A 21,090-nucleotide genomic window follows, 5' to 3' on the forward strand; every position below is an offset into this window, starting at 1 on the left:
ACGGGCCGGGAGGGCGCGTTGGGTACGGTGCGGGAAGAAATCCGCGCGTCGCCGGGAGGCTCCTGTGGCCCGTCCGCTCATCGGGATCAGCACCTACTGGGTCGGTTCCGCCCGCTGGGGTGCCTGGGAACTGCCCGCGGCCCTGCTGCCGGCCGGGTATCCGCTGCTGGTGCAGCGCGCGGGCGGGCTCGCGGCGATGCTCCCGCCGGACGGGCCCGAGGCCGCCGCGCAGACCGTGGCACGGCTGGACGGGCTCGTCGTGGCGGGCGGCCCGGACGTCGACCCGGTGCACTACGGCGCGGAGCGCGACCCGCGCACCGACCCGCCGGCCCGCGAGCGCGACACCTGGGAACTCGCCCTGATCGGTGCTGCCCTGGACGGCGGTGTGCCGCTGCTCGGCATCTGCCGCGGCATGCAGCTGCTCAACGTCGCCCTGGGCGGCACGCTCGTCCAGCACCTGGACGGCCATCGCGGCCCGGCCGCCGGGGCCTTCGGCGGCCACATCGTCAAACCGGTGCCCGGGACGCGCTACGCGGCGGCCGTGCCGGAGGCCGTCTCCGTGCCCACCTACCACCACCAGGCGGTAGACACCCTCGGCCGGGGGCTGCTGGCCACCGCTTACGCCGAGGACGGCACCACCGAGGCGGTCGAGCTGCCCGGCGGCGCCTTCGTGCTGGGGGTGCAGTGGCACCCGGAGATGGACGACTCGGACGCGCGGGTGATGCGGGCGCTGGTCACAGCTGCATCTTGAAACCGACGTGGGAGCCGGTGAAGCCGAGCCGCTCGTAGAAGCGGTGCGCGTCGGTGCGGGAGACGTCGGAGGTCAGCTGCACCATCGCGCAGTCCAGCCGGCGGGACTCCTCGACCGCCCACTCGATCATCGCCGTCCCCAGGCCGCTGCCGCGGGCGGAACGGTGCACGCGCACCGCCTCGATGACGGAGCGCGTCGCGCCCCGCCGTGAGAGCCCGGGGATCACCGACAGCTGCAGCACGCCCACGAGCCGGCCGTCCTGCTCCGCGACGACGACGTGCTGCCCGGGGTCCGCGGCGACCCGCTCGAACGCCGCGAGGTACGGCGCCATGTCGTCGGGGGTCTCGCGGCTCCTGCCGAGCTCGTCGTCGGCGAACATCGCGACGACCTCGGGCAGGTCGGCGGGCGTCACGGGGCGCATGCGCAGGTCACTCATGCGGATCACCTTAGAGTCGGCGGCGGCGCGGCCGGGACGCGGGGGTTCTGCCGGCGCACGACCGTTGACAGTGGACCGCCACGCTTCATAGGCTCCGGAAATGTGATTGAAACGTATCAATCACATGTCACGCCCGCGCCTACCCCCACCACTTGCGACCACGGCCGCCCCCAGCGCGCCGCCCCTTTGCACGCCCATGGATTGAAACGTTCAAACGCGTCGCGATACCAATGAGGTGTTCATGAAGCTGTTCATGAAACGACGTTCATCCCTCGTTCGCCGGCTCACGCTGCTCTCGCTGGCCCTCGGCATGGTGCTCACGGGCACGCCCCAGGCCTTCGCCGACCGGGCGCCCCGCAACCACGCCCCGGAAGCGCCCGCCGGCCTGACGGTCGACGACCGGACCGATCCCCTCGCCGTCGACGGAGCGCCCCGGTTCGGCTGGCTGCCGCAGGACAAGGACCCCGGCGAGATCCAGACCGCCTACCGCATCGTCGTGCGCGATTCCGGCGGGCGCACGGTCTGGGACAGCGGCAAGGTCGCCGGCTCCGAGCAGTCCTGGGTGCCCTACGGCGGTCCCGCCCCGGCCCCCGGCGCCACCTACCGGTGGCAGGTCAGGACCTGGGACCGCGCGGGCGCGGCTTCCCCCTACTCGCGTGAGGCGTCCTTCGGCGCCGGGCTGGGCGACCAGGACTGGTCCGGCGCCCAGTGGATCCGCCGCCCCGCCACGGGCAACGACGCCGCCAACGAGTGGACGGCGGCCCGCAAGGTCGTCCGGGTCTCCGCAGGCAGCCCCGTGGTCCGCACCCGGGTCTGGGTCGCGGCCGCCGGGGACTGGGAGGTCGATGTCAACGGCGCGCAGGTGCAGCGCAGTTCGTCGTACGAGTACGCCGGCGAGGGCTTCTACGACGTCGCCGCCGTGCAGGGTGTCAAGGCCGGCCAGGAACTGGCCCTCGGCGTGCTGACGCACTACTGGTCGTGCAAGTGCCAGGGCCGGGCCAACGGTCCGGGCAGCCCCGAGGGCCCCTCGGGCACGCTGGTCAAGGTGGTCGTCGAGCATGCCGACGGCAGCCGTGACGTGGCGGTGTCCGACGGCAGCTGGAAGGTGCACCGCTACGACCCCCAGCGGGTCGACACCCTGACGTACCGCAACAGCGACTCCGGCGACCGTGTCGAGTACTACGACGCCACCGCCGAAATGACCGGCTGGGACACCGCCGGCTACGACGACAGCGCGTGGGCCGCCGCCACCGTCATCGGCACGCACCCGCGCCCGAACCCCGTCAGCTGCGCCGCGTACTCCGGCGGTTCCTCGCCGTGCGCCTTCACCCATCTGTCCGCCCTCCAGGCCCACCTGGCGCAGCGCACCGTCCACCCCGTCTCGGTGCTGCGCCTGCCCGACGGCACCGTGTTCGCCGACTTCGGGAAGGTGTACGCCGCGGTGCCCTCCGTCCGGTTCGCCTCCGGCACCGCGGGCAAGCAGCTGACGTTCACCACCAGCTACCGGCGCAGCAACTCCACGCTGAGCGCGGCCGCGGCGAAGGGCGACAGCGCCGTGACGCTCGCGAGCACCGCGAACGTCCATGCCGGTGACGCGATCACGGTCGACGCCCCCGCCGACGGATACGGCGCCGGGCACCCGGAGTCCCGCACCGTCGCCGCGGTGGACGGCACCACCGTCACCCTGGACCGCCCGCTGCGCGAGGAGCACGCGGCCGGCCGCTGGGTGGAGAACTCCCGTGCGGGGACGTCCGGTCTGGACACCCAGGGCAGCAACATGCGCTTCTTCTACACCGAGAAGGACGGCCGGCAGACCGCGCAGCCCTTCACCTACTGGGGGTGGCGCTACCTGCAGATCAGCGACCCCGGGGAGAAGCTGACGGCGCACGACATCAGCGCCGTCGTCCAGAACACCGACGCCGGGCACGACGCCACCTTCCGCAGCAGCGACGGCACCCTGGACCAGGTCTTCGACCTGATGCAGCGCTCGGCGCTGCAGTCGGCGCAGAACGTCTTCCTCGACACCCCGACCCGCGAGAAGGGCCAGTTCCTCGGCGACACCGTGGACGAGTCCTTCGCGACCATGACCGCGAGCGGGGAGCGCAGCCTGACCCGCCAGGCGATCGTGTCCTTCATGAACTCGCAGGCGCGCTACTGGCCGAACGGCGGGATGAACGCCGTCTACCCCAACGGGGACGCCAAGCGCGACATCCCCGACTACACCGAGATGTTCCCCGAGTGGGTGCTGCGCTACTACCGGACCACCGGCGACCGGCAGTTGCTCGCCCAGGCGCTCCCGGTGATGCGCAACGTCGCCGACTACATCTGGTCGGCGGTGGACGACCGAGGCCTGGTCGCCGACCTGCCCGGCGGCAGCGGCGCCTACCTGCACGGCATCATCGACTGGCCGGCGCCCATGCGCTACGGCTATGTCACCGACGGCAACGTGGACCGCACCGTCGTCAACGCCCTCGGGGTCGGCGCATTGCGCTCCGTCGCCGAGGCCGCGGAAGCGCTCGGGGACCACGCCACCGGGGCCGCCTACGGCGACCGGGCGGAGCGGCTCACCACCGCGATGCGGGCCCAACTGCGGGACACCGCGAGCGGTCTGTGGTCGGACGGCCTGACGGCGGACGGCTCGCGCATCGACCACCGGGGCGAGCACGCGCAGAGCTTCCCGGTCGCCTACGGCGTCGCCGAGCCGTCTGAGTACGCGGCACTCGGCGACGGCATGGACGCGCTGGGGATGCAGCAGGGCCCGATGACGCTGCGCACCCTGCTGGAGGCGCTGCGGGTGGCCGACCGGCCGGACACGCTGGTGCGGATCCTCACCGACCCCTCCGCCGACGGACCGGCCCAGGTCCTCGCCGAGGGCGGCACCTTCCTGTGGGAGCAGTGGACGCCGGGCTGCGCCACCAGCGCCTGCACGCCGGCCCAGGTCTCGCAGAGCAACAGCGAGAGCATGTCGCACGGCTGGGGCGGCGCGGGAGCCGTCGGGGTGCTGGAGGGCGTCCTCGGCCTCACCGTCACCGGTGCCGGCGGCTCCTCGGTGCGGATCGCCCCGGCGGACGCGGGGGTGAGCCACGCCTCCGGTACGCAGTGGACCGAGCGCGGCACGGTGGGCGTCAGCTGGGCGCGCAAGCGGCACGGCGTGGACACCTCGGTCGACGTGCCGGTCAACGTCACGGCGACGGTCGCCCTGCCGGTGGTGGACGGCGGCCGCTACACCGTCTCCGGCGGCCGGGCCACATACCTGGGCGTCCAGGACGGCCGGGCGGTCTACCGCGTCGGCTCGGGCCACACGGCGTTCGCGTCCGTGGGCCGCGGCTGACAGCGGCACACCGCGCCGAAGGGCCCCGGCCGCACCCGGCCGGGGCCCTTCGCCTGCCGTCGGGCGGCTTGCGCCCGTCAGTTCAGCGCCGCCGCCAGGACCGCCGGGGCCTCGGCGAGCGAAGGCCCGTACCAGGTCAGGTGGCGGCCGCTGACCAGCGCGGCGGGGAGGCCGGGGAACGCCTCGGGGCCGTCGTCGGCGGTGAAGCGGTACGGCTCGTCGGGCAGGACGACGAGGTCCGCGCCCGCGGCGTTGAGCTGCTGGGCCGGGACCCGCGGGTAGCGCTCCTCGTGGCCGCCGTAAACGTTCTCGACGCCGAGCCGGGCCAGCAGGTCGCCCGCGAAGGTGTCCCGGCCGAGCACCATCCAGGGGCGCCGCCAGACCGGCACCACGGCCCGTCGCGGCCGGGGGACGGGGCGCACCGTGCCCCACGCCTTCTCCGCGGCGTCCAGCCACGCGGGGCGCGGCAGGCCCAGGGCCCCGACCACCACGCGGTGCAGTTCGTCGAAGGCCTGCGGCAGGCTGCGCACCTCCGTGACCAGCACGTCGAGTCCGGCGGACCGGAGCGCGCCGAGGTCGGGCGCGCGGTTCTCCTCCTCGTTGGCGATCACCAGGTCCGGCTCCAGCCGGACGATCTGCTCGATGTCGGGGTTCTTGGTGCCCCGCACCCGGGTGACGCGCAGGTCGGGCGGGTGGCTGCACCAGTCGGTCGCGCCCACCAGCAGCGCGGGGGCCGTGGTCGCCACCGCCTCGGTGAGCGAGGGCACGAGGGAGACCACACGCCGTGCCGGGCCGGAGTCGCGACGGGTCATATGCCCACCGTATCGAGCCCCGGCGTGCGGGGACGGCCGGACGGCGCGGCCGCCGGAACTGAGGGAGGGGGATCCGGGTACCGCGCCGTCCGGGGCGCGTGGGGTCAGGCGGCGGGTCAGGCGGGCGGGGTCAGCGGGACCCCACCGGGGCCAGCCGGTTCTCGGCCGACGGGTTCCGGGCGAGCCAGTCGCGGACGCCGTCCTGCTCGTGGCCCTGGCCGGCGCCGTGGACGGCGGCCTCCAGCCCGGTGAGCTCCTTCTCGCTGAGCGTGAAGTCCTTCAGCCAGCGGGCCACGGCGGGCTCCTTCGCGGCGAAGCCGTCGCGGGCGAGCGTGTGGATACCGTCGCCCTTGCCCCAGGCGCCGAGCGGGTCCTTCAGCTTCTTCAGGGGGAACTCGCTGTAGGCCCAGTGCGGGGACCACAGGGTGACCACGACGGGCTCCTTCGCCTTGATGGAGCGGTCGAGCTGGGCCAGCATGCTCGCGGTCGAGCCGGTGGTGACCTTGTACTCGCCCTCCAGGCCGTACTTCTTCAGGACCGTGTCGTTGAGCATCTTCATCATCCCGGCGCCGGGCTCGATGCCGATGATCCGGCCGCCGAACCGCTTGCCCTGCCCCTTGAGGCCGGCGAGCGAGTCGACGCCCTTGACGTAGGAGGGGACGGTGAGCTCCAGGGAGGTGGGGCCGTACCAGGAGCCGTAGTCGTCGAGTTGGTTCTTGTACTTCTCCCAGTACGACTGGTGTGTGACGGGGAGCCAGGAGTCGGTCTCGAAGTCGACCCGGCCGGCGGACATGCCGGTGTAGAGCGCGCCGACGTCGTACTGGGTGACCTTCGGCCGGTAGCCGCGGCGTTCCAGCAGTTCCTTCCACAGGTACGTGGAGGCGATGCCCTCGTCCCAGGGGATGTAGCCGATGTCGACCTGACGGCCCTTGCCGACGTTCTCGGCGCCGGAGACGGCGGGCTTGTCGTCCCCGTTGCCGCCGAGCATGTTCATGCCGCCGGCGACGAGCGCGAGGACGACGACGCCGACGACGGCCACGGAGGTGTGCGGACGGTAGGCCCACAGCCGGGACCGGCGCGGGGCGGCGGCCGCCGCGAGCGCGCGCCGTCCGAGCGGTGAGACGCGGCTGCCGAGCGCTCCGGTGACGCGGTCGAGGTACATGGCGAGGATGACCACCGACAGGCCCGCCTCGAACCCGAGGCCGATGTCGACCTGGCTGATGGCGGTGAAGACGGAGGCGCCCAGGCCCCCGCCGCCGACCATGCCGGAGATGACGACCATGGACAGGCCCAGCATGATGACCTGGTTGACGCCGGCCATGATCGTGGGCAGCGCGAGCGGCAGCTGCACCCGCAGCAGGGTGCTGCGCGGGGTGGTGCCGAACGCCTCGGCGGCCTCGACGAGTTCGCCGTCGACCTGGCGGATGCCGAGCTCGGTCATCCGCACGCCCGGCGGCAGTGAGAAGACGATGGTGGCGATGATGCCGGGCACCTGGCCGACGCCGAAGAAGAAGATGCCGGGGATCAGGTAGACGAAGGCGGGCATCGTCTGCATGAAGTCGAGCACCGGCCGCAGCGCGGCGGAGACGGTGCGGTTGCGCGCCGACCAGATGCCCAGCGGCACGGCCAGCACGATGGTGATGACGGTGGCGACGAGCACCAGGGACAGGGTGTCCATGGCCTCGTCCCACTGCTGGACGGAGACCACGACGGCCAGGCCCGCGAACGACAGCACCCCCGCGGTCACCCCGCGCAGCCACAGCGCCAGGACGGCCAGGATGCCGGCGAGCAGCAGCGGCGCGGGGGCCTGCAGGACGGCGTCCAGGCCGTCGTACATGCCGGAGACGACCCCGCTGATGAGGTCGAAGAGCGGACCGAAATGGTCGCGCAGGAAGGTGACGGCGCTGTCCGTCCAGTCGCCGAGGGGCAGCCTAGGCACGCGCCGCCTCCTTCGGGGCCTGCGCGGGCGCACCGGGCGCGGCCATGTCCGGCGCGTCCGGCGCGGCCTCGTCGGTGCAGGCGGCGGGCGGCCCGTCGTACGAGCCGAGGCAGGCGAGCAGCCGCTCCTGGGCGACGACGCCGACCAGATCCCCGTTCTTGTCGCGGACGGCGACCGGGTGCGGCACGCGGGCGCTGACGGGGAGGACGTCGACGAGCGGGGTCCGCGGCTCGACGCTCTCGCAGCGGCAGCCGCCGGCGTCCGGGCCGGACGGCGGCTCCATGACGGTGCCGGCGGTCAGCACGCGGGAGCGGTCGACATCGTGCACGAAGGAGGCGACGTAGTCGTCGGCGGGGCGCAGCAGGATGTCCTCCGGCGTGCCGATCTGCACGATGCGGCCGTCGCGCATGACGGCCACGCGGTCGCCGAGGCGCATGGCCTCGTTGAGGTCGTGGGTGATGAAGACGATGGTCTTCTTCAGGGCGCGCTGCAGTTCCAGGAGCTGGTCCTGCATGTCGCGGCGGATGAGCGGGTCGAGGGCGCTGAAGGACTCGTCCATCAGCAGCACGTCGGCGTCGGTGGCCAGGGCGCGGGCCAGGCCGACGCGCTGCTGCATGCCGCCGGACAGCTCGTCGGGCCAGGAGTCGCCCCAGCCGGCCAGCCCGGTCAGCTCCAGCGCCCGCGCGGCGCGCTCCTCGCGCTCCTTGCGGCCGACGCCCTGCACCTCCAGGCCGTACGCGGCGTTCTCCAGCACGTTGCGGTGCGGGAAGAGCGCGAAGTGCTGGAAGACCATGCTGATGCCGTGCGAGCGCACCCGGCGCAGCTCGCGCGGGGAGAGCGCGGTGAGGTCGCGGCCGTCGAAGAGCACCCGCCCCGAGGTCGGGGGGAGCAGCCCGTTGAGCGTGCGCAGCAGGGTGGACTTGCCGGAGCCCGACAGCCCCATGACGACGAAGATCTCACCCTCGTGGACGTCGAAGCCGGCGTCGATCACCGCCGCGGTCGTGCCGCTCTCGCGCAGCTCGTCGCGTCCGGCACCCTCCCGCAGACGACGCACGCCGTCCTCGGGGTCGGGGCCGAACACCTTGTACAGATGCTCTGCCTGCAGCCGGTACACATACACCTCTCGGGTCGTACGGAGGACGACCTGCTGCCCCCGCACCCAGGTCGTGGAACGTTCCTGGCCCGCTCCGGGACGGCGGCTGCCCCGGCACAAGCGGAGCAAACCGTTCCGTGACCGAGGTCACGGTGTCTCCGGTGTCCGAGGTCTGCGGCATCATCGGCATGTGACTCGACGCCTGATGCTCCTCGACACCGCCAGCCTCTACTTCCGCGCGTACTTCGGGGTGCCCGACTCGGTGCGCGCCCCGGACGGCACGCCGGTCAACGCCGTGCGCGGTCTGCTGGACTTCATCGCCCGCCTGGTCGCCGACCACTCCCCCGGTGACCTGGTGGCGTGCATGGACGCCGACTGGCGTCCGCAGTGGCGGGTGGACCTGATCCCCTCGTACAAGGCGCACCGCGTCGCCGAGGAAGTCCCGCAGGGCTCGGACATCGAGGAGGTACCGGACACGCTGTCGCCGCAGGTGCCGGTGATCGAGGCGGTGCTGGACGCGCTCGGCATCGCCCGGGTCGGTGTCGCGGGGTACGAGGCCGACGACGTGATCGGGACCCTGGCGGGGGCGGCGGCCGGGCCGGTGGACATCGTCACCGGCGACCGCGACCTGTTCCAGCTCGTGGACGACGCGCGGGGGGTGCGCGTGCTGTATCCGGTCAAGGGTGTCGGCGCGCTGGACCTGGTCGACGAGGCCTGGCTGCGAGCCAAGTACGGGGTGGACGGCCCCGGTTACGCCGACCTCGCGACACTGCGCGGCGACCCGAGCGACGGCCTGCCGGGCGTGCCGGGCATCGGCGAGAAGACCGCGGCCAAGCTGCTGGACGCGTACGGCGACCTGGCGGGGATCATGGCCGCCGCCCACGACCCCGCCTCGAAGATCACCCCCGCGCAGCGCAAGCGCCTTCAGGAGGCGGCGGACTATGTCGCCGTCGCGCCCAAGGTCGTCCACGTCGCCGGCGACGTGCCGCTGCCCGCCTTCGACCCGCGGCTCCCGCGCGAGCCGCGCCACCCGCGGGAGTTGGCGGCTCTGGGCGAGCGCTGGGGGCTGGGCGGTGCGCTGCAGCGGCTGCTCACGGTGCTGGGGGCCGCGCAGGCGGGCTGAGGCGGCGGGGGTCGGGAGTCAGGGGGGCGGGAGTCGGGGGCCCGGGGGCCGATGAGAACGCAAGACCTTCCCGGTAGTCGTCGCATTCCGGGGTGACCATGAGTTAGGCTTGCCTAACCATCGTGAGGAGTGTGTTCATGGCAGACCGTCCGGTGCGCAGGAAGCCGCAGCTCAACCGCGCGCAGGTGCAGCACGTGGAACGGCTGACCCCCCACATGATCCGTGTGGTGCTCGGCGGCGGGTCACTCGCGGGCTTTCCCGTGGGCGACTGGAGCGACCACTACATCAAGCTGCTCTTCCCGGCCGAGGGCGTCAGCTACCCGGAGCCCTTCGACATCCAGGCGATCCGCGCCGAGTTCCCGCGCGAGCAGTGGCCGCGCACCCGGACGTACACCGTGCGCCGCTGGGACGCCGAGGCCTGCGAGCTGACCGTCGACTTCGTGCTGCACGGCGACGAGGGCCTGGCCGGCCCGTGGGCCGCCCGCGTCCGGCCCGGGGAGGAGATCCTCTTCCTCGGCCCCGGCGGCGCGTATGTGCCCGACGCGGCGGCCGACTGGCATCTGCTGGTGGGCGACGAGAGCGCGCTGCCCGCCATCGCCGCCTCGCTGGAACGACTGCCCGAGGGCGCCCGCGCCCATGTGTTCGTGGAGGTCGCCGGGCCGGAGGAGGAGCAGAAGCTCCCCACCCCCGGGGACGCCGAGATCACGTGGGTGCACCGAGGCACCGGCCGCGTCGGCGAGGCCCTGCTCCGCGCGGTGCACGCGCTGGAGTTCCCGGCGGGGGACCTGCAGGCCTTCGTCCACGGCGAGGCAGGCTTCGTCAAGCAGCTGCGCCGGCTGCTGCGCGTCGAGCACGGGGTGCCGCGCGAGCGGCTGTCGATCTCCGGCTACTGGCGCGCCGGCCACGACGAGGACGGCTGGCAGGCCTCCAAGGCGGACTGGAACCGCCGGGTGGAGGAGGAGCAGGAAGTCCCGACGGCCCTGGCCTCCTGACACCGCCGACCGCCCGCCCGCGCGGACGCAGGTACGCAGGTACGCACGAGGCGTGACCCCCGACCGCAGGGGGTCACGCCTCGCCGTCGTCCTGGAGAGGGCGGGCTCAGACCGACTTCTGGTACGCGCGGAAGGTGCGGGTCGACAGCCACACCGCGGCGACCGCGGCGACGGCCAGCGCGCCGCCCCGGCTGAGCACACCGCCCCAGTCGGGAGTGTCGGCCATCGCCGAACGGCCCCCGACCAGCGCCCAGTTCATCGGGTTGAAGTCCGCGACGTGCCGCATCCAGGGCGGCATCAGCGCGGGCGCCATGAAGGCGGACGACAGGAACGTCAGCGGCAGCAGCAGGAAGGTGTTGATCCCGATGATGCTCTCGCGCTGCCGCACCAGCATCCCCATGGCGTTGGAGAAGGCCCCCACCAGCGTGCCGAGCAGCACCGACGCCACGAACAGCACCAGCAGTCCGACGACCCCGCCGGGGTACTCGGCGCCGCCGAGCCTGCCCAGAGCCACGATGACGACCGACTGCACGGCGGTGCTCAGCCCCTGTGCGACCACGTTGCCGTTGATCAGGGCGGCCCGGCTGGCCGGGGTGGTCAGGAACCGGTTGAGGGTCCCACGCTCGATCTCCTCCAAAGTGCCCATCCCGGCCCACATGTTGGAGGACAGCGCGCTCATCACGACGACGCCCGGCACGAGGTAGTCCAGGTAGGAGCCCCCGCCGAAACCGGGCAGCTCCACCACCCGGCGGAAGAGCCCGCCGAAGAGGAAGAGCCAGATCACCGGCTGCACCAAGGTGATGAGCAGGTAGGCGGGCTGACGCAAGACCGCCATCAGCTGACGCTGCGTCATGTACCAGGTCTGCGTGAGGGCCGTGCCCGTCGCGGTCATCGCGCTCATCGCGCACCACCGGCGGTCGCGGGGACGTTGGGGGCGCCGGCGGCCGCGCCGGAGGAGGTACCGGCGTCGGCATCGGCGAAACGGCGTCCGGCATAGCGCAGATAGACGTCGTCCAGCGAGGGGCGGGCGACGGTGACGGAGGCGACGGCAGCCCCCTCGCGCTCCAGGACGGCGAGCACCTGCGGCACCGCGGCACCGCCGTCGTCGGCGCGGGCGCTGAGCCGGCGCCCGTCGAGCACCGCCTCCCGTACGCCCGCGAACTCGGTCAGCGCGGTCTCCAGCAGATGGGCGTCGACCGGACCGGCCGGCTCGCGCAGCTCCACGTGCACGGCGTCGCCGCGCAGTTCGCCCTTGAGCCCGTCGGGAGTGCCCTCCGCGACCACCCGGCCGCGGTCGACGATCGCGACGCGCTCGGCGAGCCGGTCGGCCTCCTCCAGGTAGTGGGTGGTGAGCAGGATGGTCAGCCCGTCGTCGCCGGCGAGCCGGGTGATCTCCTCCCACATCGCGGTGCGCGCCTCCGGGTCCAGACCGGTGGTCGGCTCGTCGAGGAAGAGCACCTCGGGCCGGTGGACCAGGCCGAGCGCGACGTCCAGACGCCGCTGCATGCCCCCGGAGTACGTCTTGACCTGGCGCTTGGCGGCGTCGACGAGGTCGAATCGGGCCAGCAGTTCCTCGACCCGGCCGGTGAGGCCGGCGCCGCGCAGGCCGTACAGCCGGCCCTGCAGCAGCAGGTTCTCCGCGCCGGTGGCGACCGGGTCGGCACCGGACTTCTGGGCGACGACGCCGATGGCGCGCCGTACCCGGTCCGGGTGGCGCAGCGCGTCGTGACCGGCCACGACGGCCGTTCCCGAGTCGGGCCGGGCCAGAGTGGTCAGGATCTTGACGGTGGTGGACTTGCCGGCGCCGTTGGGGCCCAGCAGTCCGAAGACGGTGCCGGGCTCCACGGTGATGCCCATGCCGTCCAGAGCCCGGACGTCCCCGGGATAGGTCTTGACGAGGTCGTGCGCCGCGATCGCGGGCGCGCGGGTACTCATGACAGATTCCTCCGCCTGTCTGTGTCGATGTGTCGACATATCGATGCGTCTCGGTGTGTGTCGGTGTGCTGCGACGGACCGATCGACAGGAGGAGTGCCGGGCTACTCTGGGTGTGCCGCACCTCGATCGCCTGGCATTCGTTCCCGCGGGTGTCCGGTCCGGGGTTCCGCCCCCGGTGGGCCGCTGTTCCCGCAGCGGCCCACCGGGGGTTCTCTCATTCCGGGGGTGTGAGCTTGTCCAGTTCCTCCCTGAAGTGGCGGGCGGCCGCGCCGTCCCGGGTCAGCTCGTCGATCCCGGTCCAGGTGTCCGGCATCTCGCCGGTCGCCTGCCAGTGCCGCCACTCGGACGCCCCGGAGACGGCGCCCTTGTCGAGGTCGTCCAGGAAGCCGCGGATCCAGGCCGCCTCGGCCTCGATCATGTGGACCTGGTACTCGGTCTCGATGAGGAACACCCTGGGCAGGTCGCGGCGGAGCCGGGCGAGCACGCCGTGGACGGCGGCCGCCTGGACCTCCAGCTTGGCCACCCGCTCCGTGAGCAGCCCGACCACCTCGTCGGCGGGCAGGACGAGCAGCAACGACAGGGCGGCCTCGAAGGACGGGTACTCGCGGACGGGGACGGCGACCAGGTCGGAGAGCCAGTCGTGCATCTCCTCGCGGCCGGCGTCGGTGAGGCCGTACAGCGTGCGCTCGGGGCGGTTGCCCTGCCGCTGGACGCCGGTGACCTCCACGAAACCGTGCTTCTCGAGGTTCTGGACGACGGTGTAGAGCGAGCCGTAATTGATCTTGATGCTCTGCTCCTTGCCCCGCTGCCGGAGCACCTGCGCAATCTCGTACGGGTGCATGGGCCGCTCGCCGAGCGTCGCCATCACGGCCAGCGCCAGGGGATTGCCGAGCTTGCGCCGCGTCGCCATGCCCGCACACCTCGCTTCCGTATATCCGTGGCCGAACATATCGCGAGTATCGTGACCTGACAAGCGCGATACATCGCGAATGCGCGCGTCGACCCCCGCCGGTTGCGGAGGCGGAGGGACGGGACAAGGGTGGGAAGGGGGAAGATCCGATCGAATCTCGAACGGAGTTTCTGATGCAAGCGAGAAAGTCGGAACTGTACACGCGCGACCTGACGGAAGCGCGCTGGATCAAGAGCAGCAAGAGCCCCTACCGGGTCGACTGCGTCGAGGTGGCAGACCTCGGCGACGGCGCCGTCGCCATCCGCGACTCGAACAACACGGAGCTGCCGCCACTGCGGTTCACGGCGGGTGAGTGGGCAGCGTTCCGGGACGGTGTGCGCGAGGGCGAATTCGGCTAGGCCCCCCTCACGTACCACCCCGCGCTTGGTGGGCCGGCTCACCGAGGTCGATCGTCAGGGCCCGTGAACGGGCCCCCAAGTGCGCCGACTCGCACGGCCGGCCGGGCCGTTGACGTATCAGCTCGCGCAGCGCGTGCCGTTGCACCGCGTGAGGCACCGACCGAAGACATGACAGCAGGCCTCTGGAGACAGCTCCAGGGGCCGTTTGGTGTCCGCGCCGCGAGGGCGCCCCGCGCCGCCCCCGGCGGACCCGGTGGACCCGGTGGACCCGGTGGCCGTGGTGGTTGCGACTCCAACCCACCCGCCCCACAAGACAATCCACCCACAAGTGGACACATCACACCCGTCTCGCTACGGTCGAAGAACGGACAGTGCCGACGGTGCCCCGGCCACGAAGGACACGGCTCCGGCCCACCTTTTGACGATGGCACACCTCGGCTTCTCCACCGCGTCCGCCCGGCAGGCCGCCGCATCGGCCGCCTCGGCCAGGACGGCGCGTCACATGCGCGTTCCGGCTTCCGGAAGGGGACATCATGCGCGCACAGCAGTTTCTCGCCCTGCTCGTTGCCCCGGTGGCGGCAGGTGCCGTGGCGTTCCTGCCGGCCACGGCGTCGCAAGCCGCCGCGGCCACGCCGGCAGCGGCGGCCGCGGCCCCGTCCTCCGACACCATGGCCCCGCAGGCATCCAACGACAGGTACTGGCGGGGCTTCAGGGACGGCTACGACGACGGGCGTCAGGACTCTCGCGACTCCCGGCCGCGCTGCCGCGACTACCGGGACTCCTACGACCCCCGGCGCGACAACCGCGACTACCGGAGGGGCTACCGCGACGGCTACAACTCCGGTTGGAACCGGTTCTGCTGACTCCCCGGCAGACCCCTGCCCGTCGGCCCGCCGCCCACCCCCGGCCTGAGGGTTCGTAGGCTGACGATGTGACGGAACGTACGGAAAGAGCCGCCGGCGCCGTCGTGGGCTCGGCGGTCGGCGACGCACTGGGCGCGCCCTTCGAGTTCGGCCCGGAGGGCGCGTTCAGTGCGCGCTTCCCACGTGCGCGCTTTCCACATGCGGGCGGCGGGGGCGAGATGTGCGGGGGCGGCGGCTGGGATCCCGGCGAGGCCACGGACGACACGCAGATGGCCGTGCTGGTCGCGGACTCCCTGCTGGAACGGGGGACGCTGGACCTGCCCGACCTCTTCACCCGCTTCCGGCGCTGGGCGGCCGCGGATCCCAAGGACATCGGGCTGCAGACCGAGGTCGTCCTCACCTCGGGCGAACCCTGGGACCTGGCCGCCGCCTCGCACTACCGGACCCATCACCGGGCGGCGGGCAACGGCGCCCTGATGCGCGCGGCCCCCGCGGCCGTCCACTTCGCCGGGCACGGGCGGGCGGCCTCCCTGGACGCCGCCCGCCGGGTCGCCGCCCTCACCCACGGCGACCGCGCCGCCTGGGAGGGCAGCGCGATCCTCCACGACCTGGTGCGCGTCGCCCTCGACGGCGGCGACCCGGTCGCGCCCGCGACTGTGGCCGACGCCCTGGCGCAGGTGGCCGACCCCTTCCGGCAGCGGTGGGCCACCGTGCTCGCGCCGGACTGGCACCCGCGCCTGGCCACGGAGTTCAACGGCGCGGTCTGGCCCTGCCTCGGCTCCGCGCTCTGGGCGGTGCGGACGACCGGCTGCTACGAGGACGCGGTGCGCGCGGCGATCGACCTCGGCGGCGACACCGACACGGTCGCCGCGGTCACCGGCACGCTGGCGGGCGCGGTCCACGGACTCGGGGCGGTCCCGGCGCGGTGGACCGACCCCCTGCACGTGCCGATGCCCGGGTGGCCGGGGCGGGTCCTGCGCCTGCCGGACCTGGTGGACCTGGCCGCGCGCCTCACGCACTGCACGCGGCCAGCAGCGCCTCGCCCTCCCGGTGCAAGCGGGCCATGACCTCCTCCGGGCAGCCGGCGACCCGCAGGGCGGCGTCAGCCGTCGCGGAGGCGAACGCCTCGGCGTCGGGGATCGGTGCCTCGCGGCGGATCAGGATCACGCCCTCGATGAGGCCGAACACGAGGTCCGCGCGGACGGCGAACGCCGCGGGCGGCAGTCGCGCACCGGCCGAGGTGGCGGCCAGCAGCGCGGCGTAGGCGGCTTTGAGCTCGTCCCGTACCGCACGGAACCCGGCGAAGCGCTCGGCCCGCACCACCTCGGGGAGCAGATACAAAACGCCCAGATTGTGCGGCCCGTCGCACAGCAGCGCCACGTCCGCACGGCACAGCGCCCACAGCCGCGCCTCGGCGGACGCGTCGTCCCGGCCGGTCAGGAGGGCGGCCAGCTTCAGGGAAGGGCCCACCGTGCCCTCGAGCAGCGCGGCGAGCAGATCCTCTTTGCCGGCGAAGTAGTGGTACATCGAGGCCTGCCGCAATCCGGCCAGGTCGGCGACCGCACGCGTCGTCGTGGCCGCGTAGCCCCGCGTCGTGAACAGCTCCGCCGCCGCTTCCAGCAGCTCTTCCCGGGTGGGCAACCCGCTCTCCGGCCGCGCCTGCGCCCGCGGCCGCCCGACCCGCCGTCCCGTACCGCTCATCACCCGATGCTCGCACAGCCGTCCCGGCCCCGGCCCGGCCACGCCGTGCTGCCGTCCCCTTCCGCGGACCCGGAACCCCTCGAACCCTCGGCGTCACGCGGCCGAAGACCCACACCGCTTCAGTGACGTACCGTCAAATGACGGAAGAGGGCGCGCTGTCGATGCCGGCAGCCATGGCGAGCCGCAACTTGGCCTCGTCCGCGCTGCCGGGCGAGGCGGTCAGGATCACGATCTTCAGATCGGAATCGCCGTCGGTCAGGACATCGCAGTCCACTTCCACGGGCCCGACCCGAGGATGCCCGATCGTCTTGCGGTCCTCGCGGTGCGCGGCCACAGTGCCGCTCGCCCACAGCCGGGCGAATTCCCGATTGCCCTCGGTCAGCACCCGGATCAGCTCCGCCAGACGCGCGTCATGGGGAAAGCGGCCGGTGGCGCGGCGCAGGTCGGACACGATGGCGAGGTCCGAACCTTCCCTGTCCCGCACGGAGACCGGCCACAAGGCGATGCGCGCCTCGCCGGAACCCACCGGGAATCTCTCGCGGGCGAAGTTGCGCAGTTCCGCCGGCGTGTCCGACGGATCGCCGAGCAGCGCGGCCCAGCCGTGATTCCACCAGATCATTCGCCAGTCCGCGGCGAAGACGGCGACCGCGACGTCTCCGAGCCGGTTCAGCACGCGGTGGACGCCCCTCGGGATGCCGTCAGGGATCGGATCGTCATTCGGAGGGGCCAGCCCGGCCATGCGGTAGAGGTGATCACGTTCCGTGGTGGACAGTTGCAGGGCGCTGGCGAGGGAGGCGACCACCTGCACCGAGGGGGCCGTGGCCCGCCCCTGCTCCAGGCGCACCAGGTAATCGACCGACATGCCGGCGCGTTCGGCCAGTTCCTCGCGGCGGAGCCCCGCCGCACGGCGCGTGCGGCCCGGCGGCGGTGCCGGAACGGCCGACGGGGACAGCCGGTCCCGCCAGGCGCGGATCGTCGTGCCCAGCCCAGCCCCGTCCTTCGCCGCCATGTCATCCATCCTGCCTCAACCCATCCCGTCGGTGGTACTGGCATTCCTACGGGCAGAACGTCCCTGGCCGGGCACCTGTGCGTCGGCGACGATCAACTCATGACCACCACGTTCATCACCGGAGCCAACAAAGGGCTCGGCCACGAAACCGCCCGCCGCCTCATCGCACTCGGCCACACCGTGATCATGGGAGCCCGCGACCCGGAACGGGGCGGTGCGGCCGCCGCCGGGCTGGGCGCCCGATTCGTCCGTATCGATGTCACCGACGACGCTTCCGTCAGCGCCGCGGCAGCCGACGTCGCCGCACACGAGGGCGTGATCGACGTTCTGATCAACAACGCCGGCGTCCACGGTCCGCACGGCGATCCCGGCGAGCTGACCGGCCCGGACGCCCTGGGCGTCTTCGACGTCAACGTCTTCGGCGTGGTCCGGACGACCGCTGCCTTCCTCCCGCTGCTGCGCCGGTCGCCGGACCCGGTCATCGTCAACGTCAGCAGCGGGATGGGGTCGCTCGCCATCACCCACGACACCTCACGAATCGAGTCCTCGGTGGTCGCGCCCCTCTACACCGCCTCGAAGGCGGCCCTCACCATGCTGACGACCCAGTACGCCAAGGGCCTTGAGGGCATTCGCGTCAACGCCGCCGATCCCGGCTACACGGCGACCGATCTCAACGGCCACAGCGGCCCGCAGTCCGTCACCGAAGGCACCGACGCGATCGTCCGCCTCGCGACCGAAGGGCCCGGCGCCGGCTCGGGACGCTTCATCGACCGCGACGGCCCGATCGACTGGTCCTGAACCGCCGCCAGAGCCGTCGGAGCCGTCTCAGCGCGCACGTTCACGTTCGCACTCCGGCGACAGGCAGGCGGAGACGGCTGGGGCTCACCCCACCGAGGAGTAGGCCACGACGCCGCGGAGCAGTCCGTCGACCGCCTTGCGGGCGTTGCGCCGCACCTGGCCGCCCTCCGGGGCCGCGCCGGCGATCTGGCCGAGCACGTCGATGAGTTGCTTGGTCCACCGCACGAAGTCGCCGGCCGGCATGTCCGCGTCGCGCAGCACCGCGTCGAGGCCGTGGCCGGAGGCCCAGCGGTAGGCGGACCAGGCGAAGCCGAGGTCGGGCTCGCGCTGGCCGACGCCCTCGGCCTGGTTGATGCGGTGCTCCTCCTCCAGCGCGTCCAGGCGGCCCCAGATGCGGACCATCTCGCCGAGCGCCTGCTTGGCGTTGCCGGACGGCAGCCGCGGCGGCAGCGCGTCGTCGGCGGACCGCGACTCGTAGACCAGGGCCGAGGCGCAGGCGGCGAGTTCGGCGGGGTCGAGGCCCTCCCACACGCCGTCGCGCAGGCATTCGCTGGCGAGCAGGTCGAGTTCGCCGTAGAGCCGGCCGAGCCTGCGTCCGTCGGGAGTGACCTGGTCGGCCTCCAGGTAGCCGAGGTCGGTGAGCAGGGCGCAAATGCGGTCGAAGGTGCGGGCGATGGTGTTCGTCCGCCCCTCGATGCGCCGCTCCAGCTGCTTGGTGTCGCGCGCGAGCCGCTGGTAGCGCTCGGACCAACGGGCGTGGTCCTCGCGCTCGTCGCAGCCGTGGCAGGGGTGCGCGCGGATGGCGGTGCGCAGCCGGGCGATCTCGGTGTCGTCCGCGGCGGCGGAGCGCTCGCGGCGCGGCCGCTGCGGCGCGATGCCGGCCGTACCGGCCTTGGATCGCATGGCGGACGCGAGGTCGCGGCGGGACTGCGGGCTGCGCGGGTTGAAGGACTTCGGGATCCGCATCCGGTCCAGCGGCTCGACCGGCACCGGGAAGTCCATCTGCGCGAGCCGCTTGACCTGGCGCTCGGCGGTCAGCACCAGCGGGCGCGGACCGTCCTGGTGGAACTGGTCGTGCCGGTTGTGCTGGCCGGGGCTGCGGCCGGCCGGCACGCCGGGGTCCAGAACGAGAGCGAGGCCCGCGAACTTGCCGGACGGGACGTGGATGATGTCGCCGGGCCGCAGCTTCTCCAGCGCCTCGGCGGCGGCCGCCCGCCGCTGGTTGGCCCCGTGGCGGGACAGTTCCGCCTCGCGGTCCTTGAGCTGCCGGCGCAGCGACATGTACTCGTCGAAGTCGCCGAGATGGCAGGTCATGGAGGCCTTGTAGCCCTCGAGACCCTCCTCGTTGCGCTGCACCTGCCGGGAGATGCCCACCACCGAGCGGTCCGCCTGGAACTGCGCGAAGGAGGTCTCCAGCAGCTCCCGAGAGCGGTGCCGCCCGAACTGGCCGACCAGGTTGACCGCCATGTTGTACGAGGGCTTGAAGGACGACCGCAGCGGATACGTGCGCGTGCCGGCCAGGCCCGCCAGGTGCGCCGGGTCGAAGGCGCGCTGCCACAGCACGACGGCGTGGCCCTCGACATCGATGCCGCGGCGGCCGGCCCGCCCGGTGAGCTGGGTGTACTCGCCGGGAGTGACGTCGGCGTGGGTCTCGCCGTTCCACTTGACGAGTTTCTCCATGACGACGGAGCGCGCGGGCATGTTGATGCCCAGCGCCAGCGTCTCGGTGGCGAAGACCGCCTTGACCAGGCCCTTGACGAAGAGTTCCTCGACGACCTCCTTGAAGGTCGGCAGCATGCCCGCGTGGTGCGCGGCGATGCCCCGCTCCAGGCCCTCCAGCCACTCGAAGTAGCCGAGGACGTGCAGGTCCTCGTCGGGGATGGACTTGGTGCGTTCCTCGACGATGGCCCGGACCTTGGCCCGGTTCTCGTCGCTGTTGAGCCGGAGCCCGGCGTACAGGCACTGCTGGACGGCGGATTCGCAGCCGGCCCGGCTGAAGATGAACGTGATCGCGGGCAGCAGCCCCTCGGCGTCCAGCCGTTCGATGACCTCGGCCCGGCTGGGCGTCCAGACCCGGCGCTGCTGGCGCCGGTCCCGCTCGCGGTCGGCCTCGCGCACCTTGCCGGCGCGGCGGTCGCGGCCGTTGAAGGCGCGCTGGTTCTCCATGCGGGCCAGGCGCACCAGGTCCGGGTTGACCGCGCGCTGGGGGGCGGGGCCGGTGGCGCCCTGCCGCTCCTCGAAGAGGTCGTACATCCGGCGGCCCGCCAGCACGTGCTGCCACAGCGGAACGGGGCGGTGCTCGGAGACGATGACCTCGGTGTCGCCGCGCACGGTGTCGAGCCAGTCGCCGAACTCCTCGGCGTTGGAGACGGTCGCGGACAGCGACACCAGCGTCACGGACTGCGGGAGGTGGATGATGACCTCCTCCCACACCGCGCCGCGGAAGCGGTCGGACAGGTAGTGCACCTCGTCCATGACCACGTAGCCGAGGCCGTCGAGCGCCTGGGAGCCCGCGTAGAGCATGTTGCGCAGCACCTCGGTGGTCATGACCACGATGGGTGCGTCGCCGTTGACGCTGTTGTCACCGGTGAGCAGGCCGACGCGCTCGGCGCCGTAGCGCTTGACCATGTCGGTGAACTTCTGGTTCGACAGCGCCTTGATGGGCGTGGTGTAGAAGCACTTGCGGCCCTCGCGCAGGGCCAGGTGGACGGCGAACTCGCCCACGATGGTCTTGCCCGATCCGGTGGGCGCGGCCACCAGCACGCCCTTGCCCTCCTCCAGCGCCCGGCAGGCGTCGATCTGGAAGGGGTCCAGGGCGAAGTCGTACAGCTCGCGGAAGCCCGCGAGTGCGGTGGCCTGCTCGGCGGCCCGGACCTTGGACGCCGCGTAGCGCTCGGCGGGAGACATCTCGTCGTTCATCTTGAAAACGAGACTACCCGGCACCACTGACACCCGACTGATCTTTTACCGTCCGCGCACCCTGCCCGTCTCCACGGGA

Annotated in this window: 18 protein-coding genes; 8 read left to right on the forward strand and 10 right to left on the reverse strand. The window is 72.7% G+C overall.

Going from position 1 to position 21,090, the window contains the following annotated elements; translation table 11 throughout:
• Positions 1-64 precede the first annotated feature (64 nt).
• Entirely contained in the window at positions 65-751 is a 687-nt protein-coding gene (locus tag ACFWVC_RS08285) for a gamma-glutamyl-gamma-aminobutyrate hydrolase family protein (RefSeq protein ID WP_384280361.1), read from the forward strand.
• Here the strand turns inward: ACFWVC_RS08285 and ACFWVC_RS08290 are convergent.
• Positions 735-1,187, reverse strand: a complete 453-nt coding sequence (locus tag ACFWVC_RS08290) for a GNAT family N-acetyltransferase (RefSeq protein WP_384280363.1) — start codon at positions 1,185-1,187, stop codon at positions 735-737. The two genes, ACFWVC_RS08285 and ACFWVC_RS08290, sit on opposite strands and share 17 nt — an antisense overlap.
• Before the next feature lie 253 nt (positions 1,188-1,440).
• Here ACFWVC_RS08290 and ACFWVC_RS08295 point away from each other — a divergent pair, with 253 nt between their 5' ends.
• Positions 1,441-4,518 carry an alpha-L-rhamnosidase N-terminal domain-containing protein gene (locus tag ACFWVC_RS08295; RefSeq protein ID WP_384280366.1) on the forward strand — a complete coding sequence of 1,026 codons (3,078 nt, stop codon included), beginning with the start codon at positions 1,441-1,443 and terminating at the stop codon, positions 4,516-4,518.
• Positions 4,519-4,595: 77 nt separating this feature from the next.
• Here the strand turns inward: ACFWVC_RS08295 and ACFWVC_RS08300 are convergent, their stop codons facing one another.
• From ACFWVC_RS08300 to ACFWVC_RS08310, 3 genes are all read right to left on the reverse strand, one after another.
• Positions 4,596-5,330 (reverse strand): helical backbone metal receptor, encoded by a 735-nt coding sequence (locus ACFWVC_RS08300; RefSeq protein ID WP_384280368.1) that lies wholly within the window; start codon positions 5,328-5,330, stop codon positions 4,596-4,598.
• 130 nt (positions 5,331-5,460) lie between these two features.
• Positions 5,461-7,269: an ABC transporter permease/substrate binding protein gene (locus ACFWVC_RS08305; protein ID WP_384280370.1), complete on the reverse strand. Its 1,809-nt coding sequence runs from the start codon at positions 7,267-7,269 to the stop codon at positions 5,461-5,463.
• Positions 7,262-8,383 (reverse strand): glycine betaine/L-proline ABC transporter ATP-binding protein, encoded by a 1,122-nt coding sequence (locus ACFWVC_RS08310; protein ID WP_384280463.1) that lies wholly within the window; start codon positions 8,381-8,383, stop codon positions 7,262-7,264. The genes ACFWVC_RS08305 and ACFWVC_RS08310 overlap by 8 nt, the downstream gene beginning before the upstream one ends.
• 184 nt (positions 8,384-8,567) lie before the next feature.
• Here ACFWVC_RS08310 and ACFWVC_RS08315 point away from each other — a divergent pair, with 184 nt between their 5' ends.
• Entirely contained in the window at positions 8,568-9,485 is a 918-nt protein-coding gene (locus ACFWVC_RS08315; protein ID WP_384280464.1) for a 5'-3' exonuclease H3TH domain-containing protein, read from the forward strand.
• A gap of 137 nt (positions 9,486-9,622) precedes the next feature.
• Positions 9,623-10,477, forward strand: a complete 855-nt coding sequence (locus ACFWVC_RS08320) for a siderophore-interacting protein (protein WP_384280372.1) — start codon at positions 9,623-9,625, stop codon at positions 10,475-10,477.
• Positions 10,478-10,583: 106 nt separating this feature from the next.
• Here ACFWVC_RS08320 and ACFWVC_RS08325 read toward each other — a convergent pair whose 3' ends face one another.
• The 3 genes from ACFWVC_RS08325 to ACFWVC_RS08335 all read right to left on the reverse strand — a co-directional run bounded on the left by ACFWVC_RS08325 (position 10,584) and on the right by ACFWVC_RS08335 (position 13,323).
• Positions 10,584-11,378: an ABC transporter permease gene (locus ACFWVC_RS08325; protein ID WP_384280375.1), complete on the reverse strand. Its 795-nt coding sequence runs from the start codon at positions 11,376-11,378 to the stop codon at positions 10,584-10,586.
• Complete coding sequence (locus ACFWVC_RS08330) at positions 11,375-12,412, reverse strand: ATP-binding cassette domain-containing protein (protein ID WP_384280377.1); 1,038 nt, start codon at positions 12,410-12,412, stop codon at positions 11,375-11,377. The genes ACFWVC_RS08325 and ACFWVC_RS08330 overlap by 4 nt, the downstream gene beginning before the upstream one ends.
• Before the next feature lie 215 nt (positions 12,413-12,627).
• Entirely contained in the window at positions 12,628-13,323 is a 696-nt protein-coding gene (locus ACFWVC_RS08335) for a PadR family transcriptional regulator (RefSeq protein ID WP_384280379.1), read from the reverse strand.
• Between the two features lie 173 nt (positions 13,324-13,496).
• On the opposite strand from ACFWVC_RS08335, the gene ACFWVC_RS08340 reads away from it, so the two are divergent.
• From ACFWVC_RS08340 to ACFWVC_RS08350, 3 genes are all read left to right on the forward strand, one after another.
• Positions 13,497-13,721, forward strand: a complete 225-nt coding sequence (locus tag ACFWVC_RS08340; RefSeq protein ID WP_384280381.1) for a DUF397 domain-containing protein — start codon at positions 13,497-13,499, stop codon at positions 13,719-13,721.
• A gap of 533 nt (positions 13,722-14,254) precedes the next feature.
• On the forward strand, positions 14,255-14,584 hold the full coding sequence (locus ACFWVC_RS08345; protein WP_384280383.1) for a hypothetical protein: 330 nt from the start codon (positions 14,255-14,257) through the stop codon (positions 14,582-14,584).
• Between the two features lie 68 nt (positions 14,585-14,652).
• Complete coding sequence (locus ACFWVC_RS08350; protein WP_384280385.1) at positions 14,653-15,651, forward strand: ADP-ribosylglycohydrolase family protein; 999 nt, start codon at positions 14,653-14,655, stop codon at positions 15,649-15,651.
• Here the strand turns inward: ACFWVC_RS08350 and ACFWVC_RS08355 are convergent.
• Both ACFWVC_RS08355 and ACFWVC_RS08360 read right to left on the reverse strand, forming a co-directional pair.
• Positions 15,596-16,285, reverse strand: a complete 690-nt coding sequence (locus ACFWVC_RS08355; protein ID WP_384280387.1) for a TetR/AcrR family transcriptional regulator — start codon at positions 16,283-16,285, stop codon at positions 15,596-15,598. The genes ACFWVC_RS08350 and ACFWVC_RS08355 overlap by 56 nt on opposite strands.
• A gap of 133 nt (positions 16,286-16,418) precedes the next feature.
• Positions 16,419-17,303 (reverse strand): helix-turn-helix transcriptional regulator, encoded by an 885-nt coding sequence (locus ACFWVC_RS08360; protein WP_384280388.1) that lies wholly within the window; start codon positions 17,301-17,303, stop codon positions 16,419-16,421.
• A gap of 90 nt (positions 17,304-17,393) precedes the next feature.
• Between ACFWVC_RS08360 and ACFWVC_RS08365 the strand changes: the two genes are divergently transcribed.
• Positions 17,394-18,092, forward strand: a complete 699-nt coding sequence (locus ACFWVC_RS08365) for an SDR family NAD(P)-dependent oxidoreductase (protein ID WP_384280391.1) — start codon at positions 17,394-17,396, stop codon at positions 18,090-18,092.
• An 84-nt stretch (positions 18,093-18,176) separates the two neighbouring features.
• Here the strand turns inward: ACFWVC_RS08365 and ACFWVC_RS08370 are convergent, their stop codons facing one another.
• Positions 18,177-21,011 (reverse strand): DEAD/DEAH box helicase, encoded by a 2,835-nt coding sequence (locus ACFWVC_RS08370; RefSeq protein WP_384280393.1) that lies wholly within the window; start codon positions 21,009-21,011, stop codon positions 18,177-18,179.
• Positions 21,012-21,090 lie beyond the last annotated feature (79 nt).

Origin of the sequence: Streptomyces sp. NPDC058691, from assembly GCF_042714775.1 — a bacterium.
Taxonomy (GTDB): Bacteria; Actinomycetota; Actinomycetes; order Streptomycetales; family Streptomycetaceae; genus Actinacidiphila.

Bases quoted from the DNA above. Each gene is read 5' to 3' on its own strand.
- ACFWVC_RS08365 (WP_384280391.1), top strand. From the start codon at position 17,394: ATGACCACCACGTTCATCACCGGAGCCAACAAAGGGCTCGGCCACGAA.
- ACFWVC_RS08290 (WP_384280363.1), bottom strand. From the start codon at position 1,187: ATGAGTGACCTGCGCATGCGCCCCGTGACGCCCGCCGACCTGCCCGAG.
- ACFWVC_RS08335 (WP_384280379.1), bottom strand. From the start codon at position 13,323: ATGGCGACGCGGCGCAAGCTCGGCAATCCCCTGGCGCTGGCCGTGATG.
- ACFWVC_RS08345 (WP_384280383.1), top strand. From the start codon at position 14,255: ATGCGCGCACAGCAGTTTCTCGCCCTGCTCGTTGCCCCGGTGGCGGCA.
- ACFWVC_RS08315 (WP_384280464.1), top strand. From the start codon at position 8,568: ATGCTCCTCGACACCGCCAGCCTCTACTTCCGCGCGTACTTCGGGGTG.
- ACFWVC_RS08295 (WP_384280366.1), top strand. From the start codon at position 1,441: ATGAAACGACGTTCATCCCTCGTTCGCCGGCTCACGCTGCTCTCGCTG.
- ACFWVC_RS08320 (WP_384280372.1), top strand. From the start codon at position 9,623: ATGGCAGACCGTCCGGTGCGCAGGAAGCCGCAGCTCAACCGCGCGCAG.
- ACFWVC_RS08355 (WP_384280387.1), bottom strand. From the start codon at position 16,285: ATGAGCGGTACGGGACGGCGGGTCGGGCGGCCGCGGGCGCAGGCGCGG.
- ACFWVC_RS08360 (WP_384280388.1), bottom strand. From the start codon at position 17,303: ATGGATGACATGGCGGCGAAGGACGGGGCTGGGCTGGGCACGACGATC.
- ACFWVC_RS08325 (WP_384280375.1), bottom strand. From the start codon at position 11,378: ATGAGCGCGATGACCGCGACGGGCACGGCCCTCACGCAGACCTGGTAC.
- ACFWVC_RS08300 (WP_384280368.1), bottom strand. From the start codon at position 5,330: ATGACCCGTCGCGACTCCGGCCCGGCACGGCGTGTGGTCTCCCTCGTG.
- ACFWVC_RS08340 (WP_384280381.1), top strand. From the start codon at position 13,497: ATGCAAGCGAGAAAGTCGGAACTGTACACGCGCGACCTGACGGAAGCG.
- ACFWVC_RS08330 (WP_384280377.1), bottom strand. From the start codon at position 12,412: ATGAGTACCCGCGCGCCCGCGATCGCGGCGCACGACCTCGTCAAGACC.
- ACFWVC_RS08370 (WP_384280393.1), bottom strand. From the start codon at position 21,011: ATGAACGACGAGATGTCTCCCGCCGAGCGCTACGCGGCGTCCAAGGTC.